The sequence below is a fragment of the Microbacterium sp. Se63.02b genome, from assembly GCF_014171575.1.
In the GTDB taxonomy this organism is placed as follows: domain Bacteria; phylum Actinomycetota; class Actinomycetes; order Actinomycetales; family Microbacteriaceae; genus Microbacterium.
In genome coordinates this window covers 3,205,373-3,227,253 of record NZ_CP050453.1, presented here as the reverse complement: position 1 = coordinate 3,227,253, position 21,881 = coordinate 3,205,373, and the positions used below count along the sequence as shown (strand labels likewise).

Genomic DNA, 21,881 nt, shown 5'->3' with positions numbered 1-21,881 from the left:
AGGTCTCAACTGCTGCGACGGATGGCCCTGACCCCGACGACCAGGCCGACGACCGCGACGGCGAGTGCCGAGACCCATCCCCAGAGCACGGTCGCGTCACCGAGGTCTCCCGCGAAGAGCGCGCGTTCCGCCTGCACGACCCAGTTGACGGGGTTCACCGAGGCGACGACCTGCATCCAGTCGGGGGCCGCATCGAGGGGCAAAAGCATCCCCGACAGGATCAGCAGGGGGAAGATCAGCGACTGCTGCACACCCCAGAACAGCCACTCCCGATCCTTCGTGGCGAGTGCCAGGGAGTACGACAGTGATCCAAGGCCGACCCCGAACACGGCGAGCAGTGCCAGCCCGATGAGCAGACCGGGGATGTCGGCCGCGAACCCGAACGGCCAGGCGATCAACACGATCACCAGCGCCTGCACCACGATCGGCGCGATCTCCTTCAGCGCACGTCCGACCAGCAGGGAGGAGCGCGCGAGCGGGGCCACGAGTGTGCGCTCGTGAGAGCCGGTCATCATCTCGTACTGCAGATTCGATCCGGTCGCCCCGGTACCGAAGAGCACGATCATCACGAGCACTCCCGGAACGAACCAGGCCAGGGTCTCTCCGGCCGGCTGCCCCGAGTCGCCGATGAGGAGCGGGGCGAACAGGCCGAGGAAGACGAGCGGCTGCAGCAGGCTGAAGATCAGGGTGAACGGATCGCGGAGCACGGGCTTGAGCTCGCGGCTCAGGACGTTCCTGGTGTCGCGCGCGAGGTTCGGTCGCACGAGCGTGTCGGTGGTGGTCATGAGCGGACTCCTGTCGTGCGGGGTTCGGGGGCGGCGGGTGCCGGCTCCGTGTCGGATGCCTCTTCCGCGGCATCCGTCCCTTCGCCGGCTTCGCGCAGCGTGCGACCGGTGAGGGCGAGGAAGACGTCGTCGAGCGTCGGCGGCACGCCCGTCGCGCGGCGGACCTGGATGCCCGCGGCGTCGAGCTCGCGCACGACCACCGGAAGCAGTCGGTCGCCGTCGGGCACCGCGAGCGAGACCGAGGGGCCGTCGATGGTGACGTCGGCAGCGCTCAGGCGGGCGACCACGGCGCGGGCGCTCGCTGCCTCTGCGGCATCCGCGAAGCCGAAGGTCAGCACGTCGCCGGCGAGGGTGGCTTTGAGGGAGGCGGCGTCGTCGTCGGCGATGATGCGTCCCTTGTCCATGACCATCACCCGCTCGGCGTACCGGTCGGCCTCCTCCAGGTAGTGCGTGGTGAGGAAGACCGTGGTGCCGTGCTGCGTGCGCATATCGAGGATGTGCTCCCAGAGGTTGGCCCTGCTCTGCGGGTCGAGTCCGGTGGAGGGCTCGTCGAGGAAGATGAGCGGCGGCGCGTGCATGAGTCCGAGGGCGATGTCGAGTCGACGTTTCTGGCCGCCGCTGAGCTGTTGCACGGTCCGCGAGGCGAACGAGGCGAGGTCGAGCGAGGCGATCAGCTCGTCGGCGCGGCGGATGCTGTCGCGTTTCGACATCCCGTAGAAGGCGCCCTGGCTGAGCAGCTCGTCGCGCACACGCTGCGAGAAGCTGCCGCTGGTGAGTTGACCGACGTACCCGATGCGGGCGCGGACTCCTGCCGCGTCGGTGTGGATGTCGTGCCCGACCACGCGCGCGCTTCCGGAGGTGGGCGGGATGAGCGTGGTGAGCATCCGCAGAGTCGTCGACTTGCCGGCGCCGTTGGGTCCGAGGAAGGCGACGAGTTCTCCGCGCACGGCGGTGAAGGAGACGTCGGTCACGGCGTTGACCGGCGTCTTCTTGACGGTGAAGACCTTGGTCAGGCCTTCGGTCTCGATGAGGGAATCGTTCATGGGGAGAGCGTAGAAACCACTGCGGACAGATCCTGTCCGCGATGTCTGGCATTCTGAGGCGCATGACCGACACCACCTCCCGCGCACTCGCACTGCTGAACCTGCTGCAGACGCACCGGCACTGGCCGGGGACAGAACTCGCGACGCGGCTGGGCGTGACCGAACGCACCGTTCGTCGCGATGTCGACCGGCTGCGTGACCTCGGATACCGCGTGGAGTCGTCGCCGGGAGCGGCCGGAGGGTATCGGCTCGAGGCCGGGAGCGCGGTGCCGCCGCTGCTGCTCAACGACGACGAGGCCGTGACGATGGCGATCGGGCTCCGGGTCGCCGCCACCCAGCAACTGGTGGGCGGCCCCGATGTCACGCTCACGGCTCTCGCCAAGCTCGAGCAGGTTCTGCCGTCGGCGCTGCGTCAGCGGGTGAACGCGCTCGCCGCATCCGTGCAGGCGCCGCGGATCGGGGACGGGCCGGTGGTCTCACCCGAGGTGCTCGGCGAGATCGCTCTCGCGACCCGTGACACCGAGCGCCTGCGCCTCCGGTACGTCGACGGCGAAGGGCGCGAGAGCATCCGTCGCGTCGAGCCGCATGCGCTCGCTCCCGCCGGGCGAAAGTGGTTCCTGCTGTGCTGGGACCTCGATCGCGCGGACTGGCGCACCTTCCGCGTCGACCGCATCGTCGCGGTCGAGCACACGCGCGTGCTGTTCGCCCGTCGGGAGATCAGCGAGGAGGAGATCGAGGAGCGCGTGCTGATCGCGTCGTCGTGGTCGCCGCAGAAGGTCGAGGCCGCAGCGGTGATGGACCTGCCCCTCGCCGAGATGCAGGACCGCTTCGGGCCGTGGTCGCAGGGGGCCTCGGCCGCCGGACAGGATCGGACGCGGTGGCCCTTCGGCGGCTCCGACTGGCGTGAGGCGATGTATGCGCTGCTCTGGATCCCCGAAGGGGTCGAGTACACGGTCGCGCTGTCGGACCCGCATCGTTCCGAGCTGCGGGAGGCCGTCGAGCGGCTGCGGCGTGCGCTGGACGCCCCCGCTCCGGAAGACCTCGGGTGACCGGAACGCGTCATCCGCAGACTCATAGGGTTATCTCAGGCAACGGTCCTGGCGGGTCAGGTCACGGCCGGGTAACGTCATTCCCATCGCGGCGATCCGGGCGGTCCCGGGCTTCAGTTCATACCTGATGGCGTTGCGGGTTCGACTCCCGCCGTCGCGTCCAACTCTCTCGGGTGGTGCGGGTCGACCTCGTGCTTCCGAGGCCGGATGATGGAGGTATGCCCTCCGCCCATCGTCCAGGACTGCGCGTCTCGGCGGGTCTGACGATCCCCGAGGCGGAGCTGTCGTGGCGCTTCTCGCGGTCCTCCGGTCCCGGAGGGCAGGGGGTGAACACGGCGGACTCCCGCGTGGAGCTGGTGTGGGATGCCGCGAACTCGGCGGCACTGTCGCCCTCGCAGCGGGTCCGCCTCCTCGACCGCTTGAGCGGACGCCTGGTCGGAGGAGTGCTGACGATCGCCGCCTCCGAGCACCGCGCACAGCTGCGCAACAGGGATGCCGCGAGAGATCGGCTGGTCGCCCTGGTGGCCGAGGCCTTGCGTCCCCGGCCGCGCCGCGCCGGCCGACGAAGCCGAGTCGGGGGTCGAAGGAGCGTCGGCTGCAGGCGAAGCAGCGGCGCACCGACGTCAAGAGCCTGCGTCGTCGCCCCCGCGAGGACTGACGGCGATTCGCGCGCGTTCGTCAGTGCTTCGGTGAGGGGGCGAATCCGCTCTCGACCGGAGCCCAGCCGTTCTCGAGGATGACGAACCCTGCCTCCAGGGTGGCGAACGGATCGTCGTTCTCATTGACGAGAAGCTGCATCTGCAGGATGAAGCGCGCGTACACGCGGATCTCGGCCGTGGGCTCCGGAACTCCGAGTTCGTCGGCGATGGCGTCCGAGAGGGCGTCCTCGTGTCGGAGCCACATCTTGGCCGCGTAGTCGCGCAGCGCGGGGGTCTCGTTCAGGAAGCGCATGAAGGTACGGGTGACCTCGTCGCCGTGCTCGTCGACGTTCATGCGGAGTTCCGCGGCGTAGAAGTCGTGGATCGCGCGGTTGATCGTGCTCCCTGCGGGGCGATCGCGCACGGCGGAGACGAGGCGGTCGCGCTGCTCGTCGTCTTCGTCGAAGACGAGCGCCTCCTTCTGGGGAAAGTGCGCGAAGACCGTCGTCGGTGAGACGTCGGCGGCGTCGGCGACCTCGCGGATGCTCACGTCGTCGAAGCCGCGTTCCAGGAACAACCTCGTCGCGACGTCGGAGATCGTCTTCCGTGTCGCGGCCTTCTTCCGTTCGCGTCGTCCGAGTGGCTCCGTGTTCGTCATGCGCCCAGCATAGCGTGAACCAACTCCAAAACTGGCTTGACACCAAAACTGGTATCACTACACTTTCGGTATGACTTCACCTCAACACCTCACTCGACGCGATCAGAACCGCGCCTGGATCATGCTCATCGTGCTGACGATGCTGACGGTCATCGGCATGACCGTCGTCCTCCCCGTCCTCCCGTTCGTCGTGCTGCAGTACGTCTCGCAGGAGAGCGACCTCGCCATCTGGGTCGGAGTGCTCGAGGCGGTCAACGGGCTGTGCGCCTTCCTCGCCGCACCCTTCCTCGGGCGCCTGTCCGACCGCTTCGGCCGCCGGCCCGTGATCATCGTCGCCGCGTTCGGCGCCGCCTTCTCGATGGCGTTGTTCGGCATCGGCGGCGCCATCTGGATCCTGGTGCTCGCCCGCGTCATCCAAGGCCTGACGGCAGGAGACCTCCCCGCCCTCTTCGCCTACCTCGCCGACATCACTCCGCCAGAGCAGCGCGAAGCGCTTCGGGCTCCTCGGCGCCCTCTCCGGCATCGGCACCATGATCGGTCCGGCGATCGGCGGACTCCTCGCCGCCGTGAGCATCCAGCTCCCCGTGTTCCTCACGGCCGCCGTCGCCCTCACGATCGCGATCCTCAGCATCTTCCTGCTTCCGGAGAGCCTCAAGCCCGGCAACCGCATCACATCGATCAGACTGCGCGACGTGCAGCCGTTCGCGGTCTTCACAGACGCGTTCGGTCGCACGGAACTGCGTGGGCTGCTGATCGGCTTCGGCCTGCTCGCGCTGCCGTTCGGCTTCTTCGTGAACAACTTCAGCGTCCTCGCGCTCGACGCCGTGCAGTGGGGCCCGACGCAGATCGGACTCCTCACTGCGGCCGTCGGCATCATCGACATCCTCATCCAGGGGGTGCTGCTCGGCATCCTGCTTCCGCGCATCGGCGAGCGGGGAGTGATCGTGAGCGGCATCGTCGCGCAGATGATCGGCCTCGCGGCTCTCGCCATCGTCGCCTCGATCTTCGCCCAGCCCTGGGTGTTCATCGTCGGAGCCCTCATGCTCGCCGCGGGGCAGGGCGCCTCGCAGGCTGCGATGGACGGAGCGATGTCCAATGCCGTCGGAGACGACGAGCAGGGCTGGCTCGGTGGTGCGACCCAGTCGCTGAACGCGGCGATGGGCACGGTGGCTCCCCTGATCGCGGGAGCGCTGTACGCGCTGGTCAGCCATGCCGCGCCGTACTGGCTCGGCGTCGCGCTCATGATCGTCGCGCTGGTCGTCGTCAGTCGTGCGCACATCGCGAACACCGCAACGCGTCCGATGGCGGCACGCTCCGGCGAGGCGCCGAACGAGTTCGCGGATGCGGTGGGCTAGGGGGCGCGACCGGGGAGAGGGGAGAGTCCGCTGACCCTCAGTCCTTCCCTCCACGCACGAGCTCGAGCCCTGCTCCGGCGAACTGCCGCAGCGTCGCATCCGGCAGGAACGCCCGCGTGAGCGCCCCGCCGATCCGGGTGAGGTCGCTCTCGTCGCGGAACAGCAGGTACATGGTCTCGTAGCGCGGGTGGAACTTCTGCTTGAAACGGTGCAGCGACCCGAACCCGTACACCGGCTCGAGAGCATCGGCCAGGCGCTCGCTGAGCGCGGCGATCACGCCCGCGTCCGGAGGGTAGTCGTGGGCGAGCGGGGCGCCGGAGAGCGACATGATCTGCGCTCCCTCCTCGGAGAACTGCTTCGCCGACGAGCCGATCAGGAACTCCATCACCGGGCCGAAGCCGCCCTCGCGTCGCCGCATCAGGTCGAGGGTCCAGCCCCGCACCGCGCCGTCGCCGCCGTACACGGGGAGCCAGGAGAGGAAGCCGTCGACGTCGCCGTTGGGAGCGATCGCCAGGGCGAGGCGCACCTCCGGGTCTTCCGCCTCGTCGAGGGTTCCGAGCGTGAACCGCATCTCCGGCAGATCCTTGTCGCCGACCCACGCCTCCGAGATCCCGCGCAACTGCTGCTGTACGCCCCAGGGCTCCTTCTTGAGCTGCGTCAGGCGGAAGGTCATCTCCTCGCGCCCCGCCCGGTTGAGCGAGGTGCGCACGGGACCCCACCGCTTGCCGGTGAACTCCAGTCCAGGAAGGTCGACGATCGTGTCATCCGCCACGACGAGACTGCGCCACGTGGACGGGACGGCGGGCGCGTGGCTTCATCCGCACTGAAGAAGCAGGGGACGAGCCCGGCGAGTTCGGCGGTGCGGATGAAGTCGGCGACGGCTTCGGCGCGCGCATCCGCCGGTCCGATCGGGTCTGCCAGGGCGAGCGCGACGCCGTTGCGGCGCTGATACGCGACGATGCCGCCGGCGACCCTGGCGTAGCTGTTGCCCTCCCACGTGGTCATCCACGAGAGGGTGCCGCCCCCATGCGTGCGCAGCTCCCGCTTCATGTCATCCGTCGTCGGGGCCGGCTGGAGCGCGAGCTTCGCCCTGCGCCGTGCGCGGAACGCATGACGCCCCCACCAGATAGATGAGCATGACGAGCCAGAGGAAGCCGTTCGCGAGCGCGAGCTCGGTCTCGCCGTCCCAGCGGAGGTCGAGCTGGGCCTGGCTGAACACCGTGATGAGGGTCAGCACGAGCGCCGCCACCAGAACGTTGAACAGTCCGAGCAGGAGGGCGAGCACCCAGGTCCAGCGCCGACCGCGACGAAGCCCGTTCACGAGCACGAGGATCACCACGAGGTCGATCGCGAGGTCGATGAAGCCGCCTGACGCCGGATCGGTCGGCCCGAACGGTCCGTCCGTCGGAACGAAGGTGGTGATGATCTCGACCGCCCCGAGGACCAGGATCGAGACCACCGCGATCAGCCTCTGCTCACGGACGGTCGTGTGCCGCACGCGCAGGGTGCGATCGACGACGAGGATCAGCAGCACCGCGAGCAGGTGTTCGAGGTCGGCGACCTTGCCCCAGAACAGCATCGCGATGAACACGAAGCCGAGCAGGATGAGCCAGGCGCGCACCCGCCATGGCGGGCGGAACAGGCCGACGGCCGCGGCGATGCACGCCATGGTGCCGCCGGACGCTCCGACATCGAGCGCCTGCGCCTGTTCGGTGGCCCATGCCCACGGGAACTGCGACAGCACGAGCAGCAGGAGGGCGGTCGCGAAGATGGCGAAGAGCTGCCCGACACCGTAGTACGCGAGCGCGACCCTCGACCCGCGGCGGAACTCCAGGTAGGCCATGCCCCAGAAACCGGCGATCGTGAAGACGTAGACCCATGGCTGGTTGACGAAGAACGTGCCCGTCAGCGGGGTCCACCACATTCCGGCAGCGAGGTTCGGCAAGCCGTAGGCCACGGTCGGGAACAGCGGCGTGTCTTCGAACGGTGCCCAGAGCCCGTGCCAGACCACCCCGACGACGAGGATCAGCAGCACCATGGTCAGCGTCGCCGGGATCCGCCGGATGACGGCGACGGCGCGGCGCGGTCCGGGGGAGCGCTGCTCTGTCATGCGCTCAGCGTAGCGAGGGCGTCACCGTGCGGTGCAGTGCCCTCTCACTCGCCGCGCAACACCCGACGCAGATCGGCGATCTCGGCGTCGTCCATGCCGCCGCTGCGGAGATAATCGGCGACATCGCCGTGGTTCGCGGCGATCCAGTCCAGTGCCGCCTCGATCGCCGACGCGGGCGACTCGGTCGCCAGCGTCTTCAGCCCTGGCGTGAGGGGGACGCCGAGGGAGGTGATGAGGAGGGTGAGCGCATCCGCGAGTCCGAGGGCGAGGTTCTTCTCGGTCTGCGTGTAGTCCTCGACGATCACCTCGCGCGGCACCCCGGCGACCGACAGCAGGATGGCCGCGGCGAGGCCCGTGCGATCCTTGCCTGCCGTGCAGTGGAACAGGACGCCGGGGCGATCGGTGCGCGATGCGGCGAGCACGGTGCGAGCCACGGTCGCGAACGGCGTGGCACTGCCCTCCAGGATCGAGACGTACAGCTGCTCCAAGGTGGGCACCTGCTTCAGCGCCTCAGCGACCTGGGTGACGGAGAGACCGGCACCGCGCGCCGATGGGAGCAGGTGCTTCACCATCTCGTCCATGGCGCCGCCCTGCATGGGCAACGGCAGCAGCGTCACGCTCCCGTCGTCGGGCAGGCGATCCGCCGCTCGAGCGCGCTCGCCGTCGGTGCGCAGGTCGATCACGGTGCCGATCCGCAGGTCGACGAGTTCCTGCATCCCTTCGTCGGTGAGCGCGGCAAGCGCGTCCGAGCGGAAGAGGAGGCCGGATGCGAGCGTTCCTCCGCCGGTGAGCGGAAACCCGGAGAGCTCTCGAGCGTTGTGCGTCCCCTGCAGAATCGACGTCAGTTCCATGGTCGTCCGGGCCCTCTCCCTGATTCTGGTCTCAGCGTATCGGGCGTGCACATCCGGCGTTCCCACCGTTTCGGGGTGGTCGTGGACGTTTCGTCCTGTGCTGCACATATACAGGTATGGAGCGAACCGAGGAGAACGAGATGCGCGGCATCGGGGATGACGATCTGGACCGCGCGCTGCACGTCGCGAGCGAGCTGATCGCGCCGCGAACGCCGGAGCTGGAATGGGAGCTGGCGAGGCTCTCGGTCGCGATGAGAACGCGTGGTCGAAGAACTCGGTCCCGTCGTGTCGGAGCGATCGCGGCCGCCGGTGGTATCGCCCTCCTCTTGGCGGGCGGCGCGGCGGCCGCGGCCACAGGCCTCTGGCGGCCGTGGGCGGAGGCGCCGGACGGAACGTTCACCTACGTGCTGCCCAGCGGGATCGAATGCGAGGCGGGTGGGCGAGATCGCGGCAGAGAACCCCGAGGTGCGCGTGGCGATCCAGAGCATCTTCCGGGACACCGACGTCGTCGCGGCGGCCGATCCCGCGCAGTGGGAGCGTCGACTGGAAGGGCAGCCCGAAGCCATCGAGACCGCCCGCTCATGGATCGAATCGGGCCGCACCACACTCCCCACAGTCGACGACGTCATCGCGCAGATGGCCATGTCGCGCGCGGTGAACGACGTCGTCATCACCGAGCTCGAGGAGCGCGGGTTCGACCCCGAGCGGCCGGACAACATGATCGCCTCGAGCGGACAGGCGATCTGCACGGAGGAGGGCCGGTGAACTCGGTGTCGGGAGGGGGTGCCGGAGCCCGCGCCCTCGATTGCATCTCGGCGTGCTCGCCGGATCTGCTGGCGTATTTCGAACGGAGAACGGCGAGCGCTGACGCCGCCGATCTCCTGTCCGAGACGATCCTCACGGCATGGCGTCGTATCGACGACCTGCCGAAGGACGACATCGAGGCGCGGATGTGGCTGTTCGGGGTCGCGAGGAGGATCCTCGCGAACGCCGAACGGGCATCCGTGCGGCGGTGGAAGCTCGCGGAGCGACTGCGGAGCCACCTGGCCACCCATCCACAGACACACGACGACGCCCAGGCGAGCGACGTGCGTGATGCGGTCCGCAGGCTCCCGGACGACCTGAGGGATCTGATCGGACTCGTGCATTGGGAAGGCTTCACGCTCGAAGAGGCGGCACGCATCATCGGCATCCCCGCGTCCACGGCGAGGGGAGGTATCGGAATGCGCGGCGCCGGCTCGCTGACGTGCTGCTGTCGCCCGAGGCTGCCGGCTCAACGGCCTCGGTCTCCGAGGGTGGCTGAGCCGGCGTGCCTCCTCAGCCGCTGATCGCCTTCTCGATGGCCTGTTCCAGGTCGTCCCAGTCCTGCAGCACGACCTGCTCGCCGTCGACGAAGAACGTCGGCGTGCTGTTCACCTGCAACTCCTCGCCGTCGGTCTTGTCGGCCTGCACACGTTCCGCCGTGGCAGGGTCGGCGACGGCCGCATCGTAGGCTGCCAGGTCGAGCCCGAGGTCGGCGGCGAAGGCCCGGAACACCTCGGGCGTCTCCTCGGTGTTCTCGCCCCACTGCGACTGGGTCTCGAACAGCCGGTGGTACATGTCCTCGAAGCGATCCTGCTGGGCAGCCGCCTCTGCGGCGATCGCGGCCTGCGTGGAGTTGATGTGCCCCGGGAGGGGGAAGTACCGCACGACATACGTGATGTCGCCCGCGTACTTGTCGCGAAGCTCTTCGACGACGGGGTAGAACGCGCCGCACGCCTCGCACTCGAAGTCCAGGAACTCGACGACGGTCACGGCGTCCGCGCCGCCGTCGTCGAGCACGTGCGAATCGGTGCGGATGGGCTGCGTGGGAGCATCTCCGTCGTCGGCAGAGGGGGATGACGGTCGTTGCGAGAGCGCGATGACGATGGCGGCGATGAGAAGGACGATGACGACGGCGATGGTGATCAGCGTCGCTTTGACAGAGGTTTTCATGGGGTCTCCAGACACACGGGATACGACGGGGAAGGGATGCCGCCGAGGCGGCTCGATGCGCGCGTCGCGGTTCAGGTGCGGGAGATCGAGAGCTGAGCGAGGGTGAGAGCGGGAACGAGGATGTGCGGACCGGCACGCGGCGGTGCCGTCGTCCGGGGTGCGTGCGCGAGGCGGAGGCCACGCCGTCGATCGACGAGTCGACGGAACAGGAGCACGAGCGCGACGACGCAGAGCGCCGCGATCACGCACAGCGCCGCGTCGGATGACACCGCGTCGACCGCAAGGGTGTCCGTCGCGGTGGCCGTGCCCGTGCCTGATGCGGTGGAGGTCGGGTCCGAGACGCCGGCCGCGAGGCACAGCGTCGTCGTGCACATCGGCCGTGCCGTGCGAGGTCGACCAGGCGCCGACGACGAGCAGCAGCGCGAGGCCGACGGCGGTGATGATCCGGGCGATCAGCAGCCGCTCGTCCCGCGCTCGCGGTATCCGATCCGGCGATGTGGGCAGCATTTCCCGCGCAGTCTAGCAACGGCGCCTCTGTCCGCTCCGGGGCCGGTACGGCGTCGGCACGCCTACACTGGAGGGGTGGCGAGACTACTGATCATCGGCGGCTTCCTCGCCGCCGTGTTCTGGGTGTACAGCATCGTCGACTGCGCGGTGCAGCCGGCGACGCGGCACCGAGGCGTGTCCAAGACCGCCTGGATCTTCATCGTGGTGCTCCTGCCCGTCATCGGCGGCATCCTGTGGTTCGTGATCGGCCGTCGCCGCGCGAACGATTCCGGGACCCGCCCCGTCATCGCTCCGGATGATGACCCCGCGTTCCTGCGCAGCATCAGCAAGACGGAGCAGGACGCGCGGATCCGCCGGCTCGAGGAGGAGCTCGCCCGCCTGGATGACGAGACCGACGAGCCGCCGGCCACGGACCAGCGCCCGTGACCTCATCGCCGGCCATGGATGCCGCGGCATCCCTGATCGCCGACCTCGTCGCCCACGGTGTGCGCGACCTCGTGCTGTCTCCCGGCTCCCGGTCGCAGGCGCTGGCGCTCGCCGCGGTGCGTCTCGCGGAAGAGGGCCACGTGCGGGTCCACGTCCGCATCGATGAGCGCGTCGCCGGTTTCACCGCGCTCGGCATCGCCCGCGAGACGGGTGTGCCCGCGGCGGTCATCTGCACCTCGGGGACGGCCGTCGCCAATCTGCTGCCTGCCGTGATGGAGGCTTTCCACGCCGGCGTCCCGCTGCTCCTGCTCACGGCCGACCGACCGCCCGAGCTGCGCGGGGTCGGCGCGAACCAGGCCACGCTCCAAGACGGTCTCTTCCACCCGTGGGTGCGCGATCAGGTCGATGCCCCCGTGCCGGGAGACGGCGACTGGTCGGGGCTCGGCGAGCGTGCGGTCGCGGCGGCGATGGGGTGCGCGAGGTCGAGCACGGGCTGCCGGCGGTCGCGGGTCCCGTGCACCTGAACCTCCCTCGCGGGAGCCCTTGTCCGGCACGCTGACCACCGTGGGGGTGGCTGCCGGTGATGCGCCATGCCCCCGACGGGTGAGCCGCTGGTGCTCGAACGCGGGCCGCGCACCGTCGTGGTCGCCGGCGCGGATGCGGGGCCGGATGCCGAGGAGCTCGCCCACGCGGGCGGCTGGCCCCTGATCGCGGAGATCGTGAGCGGGGCCCGCTTCGGGCGCCAGCTCGTGCACGGCTACCGGCGGCTGCTCGCCCGCGACGATCTCGGCCGCCGCATCGAGCGCGTCGTCGTGCTCGGCCATCCCACCCTCAGCCGGGAGGTCACGGCGCTCCTGTCGCGGACCGATGTCGAGGTCGTCGCCCGGCGTCGCGGCGGCGAAGCACTCGACCTCAACCACCGCACCCGCGGCGTCGGCGCCGTCTCCGTCGCTCCTGGCGCCCCCGACCGCGACTGGCTGGGCGCGTGGCTCCAGGCCTCCACGGCCGAGGTCGTCGACCTGAGCGAGAAAGCGCCAGACCCCGAGGGGCTCGCCTCCACCGACTTCGCCGCTCGTCGGGAGGCCGTCAAGGCCGAGCTCGATGCCGTCCGGCGCCCGCTCGACCGCGAGCTCCTGGTCGATGCCGTGTGGCGCGCCACCTGGCCGCACGATCGACTGGTGTTCGGCTCGTCACGGCTGGTCAGGGTCGCCGATCAGGTGCTGGGCGGCAAGAAGGTCCCGGTGCACGCCAACCGCGGTCTCGCCGGCATCGACGGCACGATCGCCACGGCGACCGGCATCGCTCTCGCCAGTCAGGCGGCCGGAGCACCCGGGGTGACCAGGGTGCTGCTCGGCGACCTCGCCTTCCTGCACGATGTCGGCGCTCTCCTCCTCCCGCCCGACGAGACCGAACCGCGGCTCCAGGTGATCGTCGGCAACGACGGCGGCGGAACCATCTTCGATTCGCTCGAAGTCGCGTCGTCCGCGCGCGCCACCGATCTCGATCGCGCGTTCTACACCCCGCACACGGTCCGCCTCGAGCACCTCGCCCTCGCGTACGGGTGGGAGTACCAGCGGGTCTCGACGCGCACGGCGCTCGACCAGGCGCTGACCTCGCCCCGCGGCGGACGCCAGATCATCGAGGTACCGCTGTCGCGGTGACTGGCAGGATGTGCGTATGAACGCGCACTCCTGGACGCAGACGCTCCGTGTCGGCAGCGGTTTCCGCCTCGCCGACCTCGACCCCGACGGCAAGCCGGGGTACACGCACGGCAAATCGCAGGGCCAGGCCGACCTCGCCGCCGGACTCGACGACCTCAACGAGCTTCAGGAGCGGCTGTTCGCCGAGAGCCGGGTCGGCACGGCGAAGGATTCGGTGCTCCTGGTGCTCCAGGCGATGGACTCGGCAGGCAAGGGCGGCATCGTCAGGCATGTCGTCGGCGGCGTCGATCCGCAGGGCGTGGCGCTGGCGGCCTTCAAGGCGCCGACCGCGGAGGAGCGCGCGCACGACTTCCTGTGGCGCGTCGAGAAGCGCCTGCCCGAGCCCGGCTTCATCGGCGTGTTCGACCGCTCGCACTACGAAGACGTGCTGATCGGACGGGTTCGCAAGCTCGCGCCGCCTGCCGAGATCGAGCGCCGCTACGACGCGATCAACGAGTTCGAGGCGCGTGTGGCCGCGTCAGGGACCCGGATCGTCAAGGTCATGCTGCACATCTCGCCGGAGGAGCAGAAGGAGCGTCTGATGGAGCGCCTCGAGCGCCCGGACAAGCACTGGAAGTACAACCCCGGCGATGTGGACGAGCGGATGCTGTGGCCGCAGTACATGGACGCCTATCAGACCGTGTTCGACCGCACCTCGACCGAGGTCGCCCCGTGGCACGTGGTTCCCGCGAACGCCAAGTGGTATGCGCGGCTCGCGGTGCAGGAGCTGCTGCTGCTCGCGGCGCTCGAGGACATCGACCCGCAGTGGCCCGCCGCCGACTTCGACGTCGAGGCGGAGAAGAAGCGCCTCGCCGCCAGCTGAGCCGCTTCAGGCGAGGGCGTCGACCAGGGGACGGAACTTCACCCGCGTCTCGAGCAGTTCGCTCTCCGGGTCGGAGCCGGCGACGATTCCGGCTCCCGCGTACGCGGTGACCCCGATGGCGTCTTCTCCTGCAGTGAACTGGGCGCAGCGCAGCGCGATGGCCCATTCGCCGTTGCCCTCGGCGTCCACCCACCCCACCGGCCCCGCGTATCGTCCGCGGTCGAAGGGCTCGAGGTCCCGGATCGCGGCGATGGCCGCGGGGGTCGGCGTCCCGGCGACGGCGGCGGTCGGGTGGAGCGCGTGCACGAGGTCGAGCGCGGATTCTCCGTCGGCCAGCTCGCCCTCCACGTCGGTGGCGAGGTGGAAGAGGTTCGGCAGCTTCAGCAGGAACGGCTGCTCGCTCGCAGCCAGCACCCTCGTGTGCGCGCGTAGCGAGGCGAGCACGCTCTGCACCGCGTACTGGTGCTCGTCGAGATCTTTGGTGCTGGAGGCGAGGTGCGTCGACGCCTCGGTGTCGGCATCCGCGTCGGCGCCGCGCCCGATCGTACCGGCGAGCACGCGGGCGGTGACGGTGCCGTGCTGAACGGTGACCAGGGTCTCCGGGCTCGCGCCGATCAGCCCGTCGACCGCGAACGCCCAGGTGTCGGGGTAGCCGGTCGACAGGGCACGCACGAGGCGGCGCAGGTCCGACCCGGCGGGGATCGTCCCGGTGAGGTCGCGGGCGAGCACGACCTTGCTCAGCTCTCCTCGCCGATGCGCGTCAGGGCTCGACGCACGGAGTCCTGATAGCCCTGCGGGCTCTGCGCTCCTGGCCCGACCGTGCCCGCCCAATGCGGTCCGTACGGGTGCGAGGCGAGCCCCGCCGCAGGCCCGGTGTCGGCCGCGAGTCGGATGCGCGTCTCCCAGAAACGGTGGCCGTGCCGGCCGAGCACCCGCGTCGGCACGATGAGCACGCTGTCGGCTGCTGACTCCTCGTCGAAGGTGAAGGCGCCGAAGGCGACGAGACCGGTGCCGGGGAGGCCGACGGGGTCGGAGATCTCCGCGAGGGCCGAGATCCCGCGCCACACGGTGGCGAGCGCTTCCGTGCGGGCCGTGCCGGCCGCGGGGCGGGGGCGCAGCTCCGTCAGGGGTTCGCCGACCGCGACGATCCCGTCCCCGCGGCGGAGCCAGGCGAGCGGACGGGCGGGGTCGGCGTATGCCAGAAGGTCTTCGACCGGGTCGATCTCGCGGGTCTCCACGACCAGGTGGGTGGTGTGCACGGGTCCAGCCTATGCCGCGTCGACGACCCGGAACTCCTAAGTCGTAGGGTGAACGGATGAGCGACGCGCGCCCCGCACCCGGCACCGAGATGGTCTTCCAGTGGCGGAAGTGGGACGGGTCGCCGCACTGGCGCCACGAGTGCGTGTATCTCGGGGCGGATGGGTGGGGCGACTGGATCGGCCAGCCGATCGGGTGGCACAGCATCCGTCCCGGTGCGGAGTTCCATGCGGCGGGTCCGAACGTGACCCTGGTGCCGGCAAGTGCGGATCATGCCGTGACCGTGAACCGGCGTCATCCCCGGGGCATGCGCGTCTACATCGACCTCGGCTGGGAGATCCGGTGGTCGGACGACCCGTTGCTGGCGACCGGCATCGACATGGACCTCGACGTCGTCCGGGTCGAGGGTGCACGCGGCACCTGGGTCGACGACCGTGACGAATGGGCGGAGCACAGCGTCCGGTACGGCTACCCCGTCGAGGTCATGACGCACCTCGAAGATCTCGCCCTCGACCTCGAGGAGCGGGTGCGCACCCAGGTCGCCCCGTTCGACGACGCCACCGCGGATCCGTGGCTCGACCGCCTCGAGGCGCTGGGCCTCGCGCCTAGACTGAATCCGTGACCCCGAACGAGAAGAACCGCGCCGATCTCGGCAAGGACCCCGCCCGCGTGAGCGGCATGTTCGACCAGGTCGCCGCAGGGTACGACCGCACCAACACGGCCATGACCTTCGGCAACGACGTCCTGTGGCGCGCCGCCACCACGCGCGCCGTCGCGCCGAAACCGGGGAGAAGATCCTCGACCTCGGCGCGGGGACCGCATCGTCGTCCGCATCGCTCGCGCGCAGTGGGGCCGATGTGGTCGCCGCCGACTTCTCGCCCGGCATGCTCGCCGAGGGCGAGCGTCGGCACGGCGCCATGCGCAATCTCTCCTTCGTCCAGGCGGATGCGACGGATCTCCCGTTCGCCGATGCCGAGTTCGACGCGGTGACGATGTCGTACGCGCTGCGCAATGTGAACGATCCGAAGAAGGCGCTGCGTGAGCTGTACCGGGTGACCAAGCCCGGCGGCCGGCTCGTGATCAACGAGTTCTCCACGCCGCCCGGCGCGCTCTTCCGCAGCGCCTATCGCTTCTACAACGCGCAGGTGCTTCCCCGGGTCGCCCGCGTCGCCGGCACCAACGGCGATGCCTACGACTATCTGAACGAGTCGATCCGCGAGTGGCCGGACCAGAAGAAGCTCTCCGCGTGGATCCGCGAAGCGGGATGGGCCGACGTCGCCTACCGCAACCTGTCGTTCGGCATCGTCGCCCTGCACAGAGCGCGCAAGCCCTCGTGATCCGTCCGGCGCGATCGCCGCACACGACGCAGGTAGGCTGAGAACGTGACTTCGAGCCCCATCGCCCCGGGTTCGCGGCTGGCGAGCCGTCTCGGGTTCAGCGACCGCGTCTTCATCGGCCCCGCCGCCCGAAAGGTCGCGCGCGCCATCGAAGAGGGTCTCGAGCTCGTCGAGACCGGGCTGGCCGACGACGTGCGCGTCGCCGATCCCCTGGCCGATGCCGCGAGCCGCTACCTCTACGAGGCGGGGGCAAGCGCATCCGTCCCGTGCTCACGCTTCTCGCCGCCCAGCTCGGTGACGGCAACACCCCGAGGTCGTCGACGTGGCCAAGGCGCTCGAGATCACGCATCTCGGCTCGCTGTACCACGACGACGTGATGGACGGCGCCGACCGCCGTCGAGGGGTGCCCGCCGCGCACGCGGTCTGGGGCAACAACATCGCGATCCTCACCGGCGACATCCTGTTCTCCCGTGCCAGCCAGCTGATGTCGCGGTTGGGCGAGCGGGCCATCCGTCTTCAGGCCGACACGTTCGAGCGTCTGGTCCTCGGGCAGATGCACGAGACTCTGGGTCCGCAGCCCGACGACGACCCGATCGCGTTCTACATCCAGGTGCTCGCCGACAAGACGGGGTCGCTGATCGCCGCTGCCACTCAGGGCGGCGTGATCTTCTCGAACGCTCCGACCGCGTTCGAGGAGCCGCTCCGGGTGTACGGCGAGAAGATCGGCGTCGCGTTCCAGCTGCTCGACGACGTGATCGACCTGTCGGCGAAACCCGAGGAGACGGGCAAGGTCCCGGGCACCGACCTGCGCGCCGGTGTGCCGACGATGCCGTATCTGCTGCTCAAGGCCGAGGGCGATGCCGCGTCTGTCGACCTCGCCGCGCGCATCGACGACGGGGTCGCCCTCATCGCCGACGGTGCGGACCCGGCGATCCTCGACGGGCCGCTGGACGAGCTCCGTGATCACGCGGTGACGCAGAAGACCCTCGAACTCGCACATTCCTGGACGCAGGATGCCGTCGACGCCCTCGAGCCGCTCCCGCGCGGCACGGTGCGCGAGGCGCTGACCCGATTCGCTGAGACCCTCGCCGAACGCTCCAGCTGAACCGGTGCGGGGCGCCTTCTGGTGGCCCGCCGGCTGCGTCGGCATACGAAAGGACCTCCCATGACCAAGCTCAGACTGGCCATCGTCGGCGCGGGACCCGCGGGCATCTACGCCGCGGACATCCTCTTGAAGGCCGAGCGCAAGTTCGACGTGTCGATCGACCTCTTCGAGCAGCTCCCGGCGCCGTATGGGCTCGTGCGCTACGGCGTCGCCCCCGACCACCCGCGCATCAAGGGCATCATCACCGCGCTGCGCGATGTGCTGGATCGCGGTGACATCCGGTTGTTCGGCAATGTCCGCTTCGGCGAGGACATCACTCTCGACGACCTCAAGAAGCACTACAACGCCGTGATCTTCGCGACCGGCGCCATCCGCGACACGACGCTGGACATCCCGGGCATCGACGCGGTCGCGTCCTACGGTGCGGCCGACTATGTCAGCTGGTTCGACGGGCACCCGGATGTTCCGCGCGAGTGGCCGCTGGACGCCGCGTCCGTCGGAGTGCTCGGCAACGGCAACGTCGCGCTCGACGTGGCGCGGATGCTCGCCAAGCACGCCGAGGACCTGCTGGTCACCGAGGTGCCGGCCAACGTCTACGAGGGTCTCCAGGCCAGCGCGGTCACGGATGTGCACGTGTTCGGACGTCGCGGTCCTGCTCAGGTGAAGTTCACGCCTCTGGAGCTCCGCGAACTCGGCGAGCTGCGCGATGTCGACATGGTCGTGTACGACGAGGACTTCGACTACGACGACGCAGCGAGAGATGCCGTCGCCAGCAACAAGCAGGTCATGGTCATCGACCGCATCCTGCAGTCGTGGCGCAAGCGCGACTCGGTGAACAACGCGGGGGGCTCCGCGTCGCGCCGTCTGCACCTGCACTTCTGGGCGCGCCCGGTCGAGGTCCGCAAAGACGATGCCGGACGCGTGGCAGCCCTCGTCTACGAGCGCACGAAGCCCGACGGTCAGGGTGGTGCGGTGGGCACCGGCGAGATGCGCGAGGTGCCGCTTCAGGCGCTGTACCGCGCGATCGGCTACTTCGGCTCGCCGCTGCCGGGGGTGCCGTTCGACAAGAAGCACGGCGTGATCCCGAACCGCGAGGGCCAGGTGCTCGCGAAGGACTCCAACGAGCGCGTCGCCGGCATCTACGCCACCGGCTGGATCAAGCGCGGACCCGTGGGTCTGATCGGGCACACGAAGTCCGATGCGATGGAGACCGTGCGGCACATCATCAACGACCAGGGCTCCTGGTGGCACCCGGAAGACCCCTCGGAGGAGTCGGTCGTCGAACTCCTGCGTGAGCGCGGCGTTCGTTGGACCGACCTGGGACGGATGGCACCGCCTCGACGAGCACGAGATCGCCCTCGGCGCGCCGGCGGAGCGGGCGCGCGTCAAGGTCGTCCCGCGCGACGAGATGGTGCGCGTCTCGCGCGGCGAGTAGCCGTGTCACCTGCCCCCGGCGGCCGCGTCGGCTAGCCTGGCGGCGACGGGGAGGAACGCATGGCCGATTGGATCCCGGATGTGCTCGGCGACGAGTTCGAGCAGCTCACCCTCGACCTGGGCGCCGACGAGCAGGGTCCTGTCATGGCCACTCTGGTCCGTGCGCTTCCGGTCGAGCCGGGCTGGTGGGAGCACGTGCGCGGCCGTGGACCCCTGCTCGAAGGCGTCGATGTGCTGTACGTGCACGGGTGGTCCGACTACTTCTTCCAGAAGCGGCTGGCGCGTTTCTGGACCTCCAGAGGCGCCCGCTTCTACGCGCTCGATCTGCGCAAGTACGGTCGTAGCCTGCGCGAGTGGCAGACGCCGGGGTATGTCGCGGATCTCGCCACCTACGACGAAGACATCGCCGCCGCGCTCGAGGCGATGGGGCGTGCGGGCGGGGAGTCCCTGCAGACCCGTCGTCTCGTCCTGCTCGGTCACTCGACGGGCGGCTCACACTGAGCCTCTGGGCGTCGAGGCACCCCGATGCGGTGGATGCGGTAATTTTGAACAGCCCCTGGTTGGAGTTCCAGTTCGCGCCCGCCCGTGCCGCGATCGCACCGATGGTCGAACTGCAGGCGCGGATCCGTCCGTTGGAGGCAGCGCCCCAGGTCGACCTCGGCTTCTACTCGCGGGCGCAGCAGGAGGTCGCCGATCCGGACGATCCGATGGAGGTTAATCCCCTCTGGCGCCCTGTGCAGACCATGGCGGTGTATGCGGGCTGGCTGCATGCGATCCTGTCGGGTCACAAGACCGTGGCAGCGGGGCTGTCGATCAGCGCGCCGGTGTGCGTGCTGCTGTCGGCGCGGTTCGTTCCCCCGACCCGGTGGTCGGACGACATCACCTCCGCGGACTCCGTGCTCGTCGTCGACGACATCGCCCGCGCGGCGCTCCGGCTCGGTCCGAGCGTCACGGTCGAACGCATCGACGGCGCCCTGCACGACGTCTTCCTCTCCCGGCACGAGGCGCGGGAGGATGCCTACCGACGCCTCGAGCGCTGGGTCACGGGCTGGCGTGCCACCTGGTGAGGTCGCTCACAGGCAGTACATCGCCCTGACGAGGCGTTCGGCCGCGTCGCCGTCTCCGCGTCCCACCGCGTCGGCGAAGTCCGCGTACACCGTGCGCATCCGACCGCGGTCCGCTGCCGGTACCACCCAGTCGCGGAGGTTCCGGAACAGCACGATGCTCGCGTCCTCCATCAGCGTCCGATGCTGCGTGTTCCCGCTCCGGTCGGCCAGGTAGGAGAACACAGCCCACCGCGCCTGGCAGGTCGTCGCCGGATTCTCCAGAGAGGCCGGCAGTGCGGTGATGAGCCTGCCGACGTGCTCGCGCTGCGCAGCGGAGAGACGCGGCACCGCCAGTCGCGCGGCGATACCCGCCTGATAGCCCGCGAAGTCCAGCGACTGCGCGATCGAGTCAGGAGTCACCTCCGTGACCTCGGTGTACCTGCTCGGATACATGGTCACCAACCCGAGTCTCTCGAGGCGTTGGAGCGCCTCGCGGACGGGTGTGCGCGACACGTGCAACTCCTCCGCCACGTCGACGTCGCGGATGCGCTCGCCCCCTGCCAATGTGCCGTCGATGATCAGTCTCCCCACGTGGTGGAAAACCTCTTCGGCGAGGAGTTGCTTGCTCTCGCCGATGCTCGTCGATCCGATACTGCCCATGGATCTGCCCCCAGTAGCCCTTCTCATCCCGAGCGCCCCCGATCCGCCCGGAGGGCGAGTACGTCATGAGGTCGCATCGGATGCCGATAACGCCCATTCGACTCCGTGATCCGCGTGGGGGCGCGGAACAAGGGGCGAACGGGTTCCTTCTTCTTGTTCTCTTCTCGTGGTTTTGCGGCCGGCGGATACGGGACATCCGCCGGCCGCGGAAGACGTGAACGCATGGAACTGCCGTGGCCTCGTCCCCACGAGGGTCGGCCCTCGCGATTCCCGAAATCGCCCAGCCGTACACCGGCAGTGCGTCATCCCACGATCACGTCGTCAGCCGCAGCGAGGCGACCGAATCCAGTCTTGAGCACTGCAACCCAAATATCGGAATGCAATATGGTGAAAGGTAGCATGACACACCTGTGCAGGGCGTGAGAAACCCCCACCCGATCTGTGCCGGATGGGGGTCATCGCCGTCAGTGTCGGCGATGCAGCCTCAGCGGTAGTTGATGAACTGCAGGTCGAGGTCGAGGTCCGCACCCTTGAGCAGGGCGATGACCGACTGCAGATCGTCGCGGCTCTTGGACTGCACGCGCAGCTCGTCTCCCTGGATCTGGCTCTTGACGCCCTTGGGGCCCTCGTCGCGGATGATCTTGTTGATCTTCTTCGCGTTCTCCGAGGAGATGCCGTCCTTGAGCGTCGAGACGATGCGGAACTCCTTGCCGCTGGCGAAGGGATCGCCCGACTCCAGGCTCTTGAGGGAGATGCCGCGCTTGATCAGCTTGGACTGGAACACGTCGAGCACGGCCTTGGCCCGCTCCTCCGAGTTCGCGATGATCAGGATGCTCTCGCCGCTCCAGGCGATCGACGCGCCGGTGCCCTTGAAGTCGTAGCGCTGCTCGATCTCCTTGCGTGCCTGGTTCAGGGCGTTCTCGGCCTCCTGGTGATCCACTTTCGAGACGATGTCAAAGGAACTGTCAGCCATACAGGAAGTGTATCGAGCCTGTCGATTCTCCAGAGTCGTGGAAGCGTTTTCACTCGGCGATCGTCGAAATCACTCGGTCACAGGTTGATATCGCAACTCCTGCTCGTTGCAAAGTCCCATGATTTCGATGCATACTGTAAGCGCTTGCAG

Annotated in this window: 18 protein-coding genes, 1 tRNA gene and 8 pseudogenes; 15 read left to right on the top strand and 12 right to left on the bottom strand. The window is 69.2% G+C overall.

Annotated features, from left to right (window positions below; translation table 11 throughout):
- Positions 1–5: 5 nt before the first annotated feature.
- Together G4G29_RS16050 and G4G29_RS16045 are read right to left on the bottom strand one after the other, a co-directional pair.
- Entirely contained in the window at positions 6–785 is a 780-nt protein-coding gene (locus G4G29_RS16050) for an ABC transporter permease (protein ID WP_183150795.1), read from the bottom strand.
- Positions 782–1,828, bottom strand: a complete 1,047-nt coding sequence (locus tag G4G29_RS16045; RefSeq protein WP_183150794.1) for an ATP-binding cassette domain-containing protein — start codon at positions 1,826–1,828, stop codon at positions 782–784. Before G4G29_RS16045 ends, G4G29_RS16050 begins: the two co-directional genes overlap by 4 nt.
- 62 nt (positions 1,829–1,890) lie before the next feature.
- Between G4G29_RS16045 and G4G29_RS16040 the strand changes: the two genes are divergently transcribed.
- From G4G29_RS16040 to arfB, 3 genes and pseudogenes are all read left to right on the top strand, one after another.
- Complete coding sequence (locus tag G4G29_RS16040; RefSeq protein ID WP_183150793.1) at positions 1,891–2,877, top strand: WYL domain-containing protein; 987 nt, start codon at positions 1,891–1,893, stop codon at positions 2,875–2,877.
- Positions 2,878–2,964: 87 nt separating this feature from the next.
- A tRNA-Met gene (locus G4G29_RS16035) sits at positions 2,965–3,040 on the top strand.
- A 55-nt stretch (positions 3,041–3,095) separates the two neighbouring features.
- Positions 3,096–3,535 (top strand): annotated as a pseudogene (gene arfB, locus G4G29_RS16030) (alternative ribosome rescue aminoacyl-tRNA hydrolase ArfB).
- A gap of 20 nt (positions 3,536–3,555) precedes the next feature.
- Here the strand turns inward: arfB and G4G29_RS16025 are convergent.
- Positions 3,556–4,173, bottom strand: coding sequence for a TetR/AcrR family transcriptional regulator (locus G4G29_RS16025; RefSeq protein ID WP_183150792.1), 618 nt, complete (start codon positions 4,171–4,173; stop codon positions 3,556–3,558).
- Between the two features lie 70 nt (positions 4,174–4,243).
- Here G4G29_RS16025 and G4G29_RS22560 point away from each other — a divergent pair.
- Together G4G29_RS22560 and G4G29_RS16020 are read left to right on the top strand one after the other, a co-directional pair.
- Positions 4,244–4,609: pseudogene (locus G4G29_RS22560) on the top strand (MFS transporter); the annotation flags it as partial.
- 94 nt (positions 4,610–4,703) lie between these two features.
- Complete coding sequence (locus G4G29_RS16020) at positions 4,704–5,528, top strand: MFS transporter (protein ID WP_244632089.1); 825 nt, start codon at positions 4,704–4,706, stop codon at positions 5,526–5,528.
- A gap of 37 nt (positions 5,529–5,565) precedes the next feature.
- Here the strand turns inward: G4G29_RS16020 and G4G29_RS22555 are convergent, their stop codons facing one another.
- From G4G29_RS22555 to G4G29_RS16010, 4 genes are read right to left on the bottom strand one after another with little or no spacing between them, the layout of a single operon-like run.
- The gene (locus G4G29_RS22555; protein WP_274601192.1) at positions 5,566–6,300 is read right to left on the bottom strand and encodes a DUF2156 domain-containing protein; all 735 of its coding nucleotides are present in this window, start codon (positions 6,298–6,300) and stop codon (positions 5,566–5,568) included.
- Positions 6,198–6,578 carry a phosphatidylglycerol lysyltransferase domain-containing protein gene (locus G4G29_RS23565; protein ID WP_274601191.1) on the bottom strand — a complete coding sequence of 127 codons (381 nt, stop codon included), beginning with the start codon at positions 6,576–6,578 and terminating at the stop codon, positions 6,198–6,200. Before G4G29_RS23565 ends, G4G29_RS22555 begins: the two co-directional genes overlap by 103 nt.
- A 1-nt stretch (position 6,579) precedes the next feature.
- A complete protein-coding gene (locus tag G4G29_RS22550; RefSeq protein ID WP_244632088.1) occupies positions 6,580–7,638 on the bottom strand; it encodes a hypothetical protein in 1,059 nt (352 codons plus the stop codon).
- A 44-nt stretch (positions 7,639–7,682) separates the two neighbouring features.
- Complete coding sequence (locus G4G29_RS16010; RefSeq protein ID WP_183150791.1) at positions 7,683–8,489, bottom strand: tyrosine-protein phosphatase; 807 nt, start codon at positions 8,487–8,489, stop codon at positions 7,683–7,685.
- Between the two features lie 435 nt (positions 8,490–8,924).
- On the opposite strand from G4G29_RS16010, the gene G4G29_RS20730 reads away from it, so the two are divergent.
- Positions 8,925–9,254: a hypothetical protein gene (locus G4G29_RS20730; protein ID WP_202045309.1), complete on the top strand. Its 330-nt coding sequence runs from the start codon at positions 8,925–8,927 to the stop codon at positions 9,252–9,254.
- Positions 9,251–9,817, top strand: a complete 567-nt coding sequence (locus G4G29_RS16005; protein ID WP_202045307.1) for a sigma-70 family RNA polymerase sigma factor — start codon at positions 9,251–9,253, stop codon at positions 9,815–9,817. Before G4G29_RS20730 ends, G4G29_RS16005 begins: the two co-directional genes overlap by 4 nt.
- Here G4G29_RS16005 and G4G29_RS16000 read toward each other — a convergent pair.
- A complete protein-coding gene (locus G4G29_RS16000) occupies positions 9,807–10,463 on the bottom strand; it encodes a thioredoxin domain-containing protein (RefSeq protein ID WP_183150790.1) in 657 nt (218 codons plus the stop codon). The genes G4G29_RS16005 and G4G29_RS16000 overlap by 11 nt on opposite strands.
- 71 nt (positions 10,464–10,534) lie before the next feature.
- The gene (locus G4G29_RS15995; RefSeq protein ID WP_244632087.1) at positions 10,535–10,837 is read right to left on the bottom strand and encodes a hypothetical protein; all 303 of its coding nucleotides are present in this window, start codon (positions 10,835–10,837) and stop codon (positions 10,535–10,537) included.
- 208 nt (positions 10,838–11,045) lie between these two features.
- Here G4G29_RS15995 and G4G29_RS15990 point away from each other — a divergent pair, with 208 nt between their 5' ends.
- The 3 genes and pseudogenes from G4G29_RS15990 to G4G29_RS15975 all read left to right on the top strand — a co-directional run bounded on the left by G4G29_RS15990 (position 11,046) and on the right by G4G29_RS15975 (position 13,919).
- On the top strand, positions 11,046–11,396 hold the full coding sequence (locus tag G4G29_RS15990; protein WP_183150789.1) for a PLD nuclease N-terminal domain-containing protein: 351 nt from the start codon (positions 11,046–11,048) through the stop codon (positions 11,394–11,396).
- A 14-nt stretch (positions 11,397–11,410) separates the two neighbouring features.
- Positions 11,411–13,057 (top strand): annotated as a pseudogene (locus G4G29_RS22545) (thiamine pyrophosphate-binding protein).
- A 16-nt stretch (positions 13,058–13,073) separates the two neighbouring features.
- Entirely contained in the window at positions 13,074–13,919 is an 846-nt protein-coding gene (locus G4G29_RS15975) for a PPK2 family polyphosphate kinase (protein WP_183150788.1), read from the top strand.
- Positions 13,920–13,925: 6 nt separating this feature from the next.
- On the opposite strand, the pseudogene G4G29_RS15970 reads toward G4G29_RS15975, so the two are convergent.
- A pseudogene (locus G4G29_RS15970) lies at positions 13,926–15,178 on the bottom strand (isochorismate synthase).
- Between the two features lie 56 nt (positions 15,179–15,234).
- Between G4G29_RS15970 and G4G29_RS15965 the strand changes: the two are divergent.
- From G4G29_RS15965 to G4G29_RS15945, 5 genes and pseudogenes are all read left to right on the top strand, one after another.
- Positions 15,235–15,798 carry a hypothetical protein gene (locus tag G4G29_RS15965; RefSeq protein ID WP_183150787.1) on the top strand — a complete coding sequence of 188 codons (564 nt, stop codon included), beginning with the start codon at positions 15,235–15,237 and terminating at the stop codon, positions 15,796–15,798.
- A 56-nt stretch (positions 15,799–15,854) separates the two neighbouring features.
- Positions 15,855–16,513, top strand: a pseudogene (locus tag G4G29_RS15960) (ubiquinone/menaquinone biosynthesis methyltransferase).
- Positions 16,514–16,558: 45 nt separating this feature from the next.
- Positions 16,559–17,618: pseudogene (locus G4G29_RS15955) on the top strand (polyprenyl synthetase family protein).
- Between the two features lie 60 nt (positions 17,619–17,678).
- Positions 17,679–19,053: pseudogene (locus tag G4G29_RS15950) on the top strand (FAD-dependent oxidoreductase).
- 59 nt (positions 19,054–19,112) lie between these two features.
- Positions 19,113–20,119, top strand: a pseudogene (locus G4G29_RS15945) (alpha/beta hydrolase).
- Between the two features lie 6 nt (positions 20,120–20,125).
- Here the strand turns inward: G4G29_RS15945 and G4G29_RS15940 are convergent.
- Positions 20,126–20,758: a GntR family transcriptional regulator gene (locus tag G4G29_RS15940; RefSeq protein ID WP_183150786.1), complete on the bottom strand. Its 633-nt coding sequence runs from the start codon at positions 20,756–20,758 to the stop codon at positions 20,126–20,128.
- Between the two features lie 484 nt (positions 20,759–21,242).
- The gene (locus tag G4G29_RS15935) at positions 21,243–21,731 is read right to left on the bottom strand and encodes a YajQ family cyclic di-GMP-binding protein (protein ID WP_045264630.1); all 489 of its coding nucleotides are present in this window, start codon (positions 21,729–21,731) and stop codon (positions 21,243–21,245) included.
- Between the last annotated feature and the right edge of the window lie 150 nt (positions 21,732–21,881).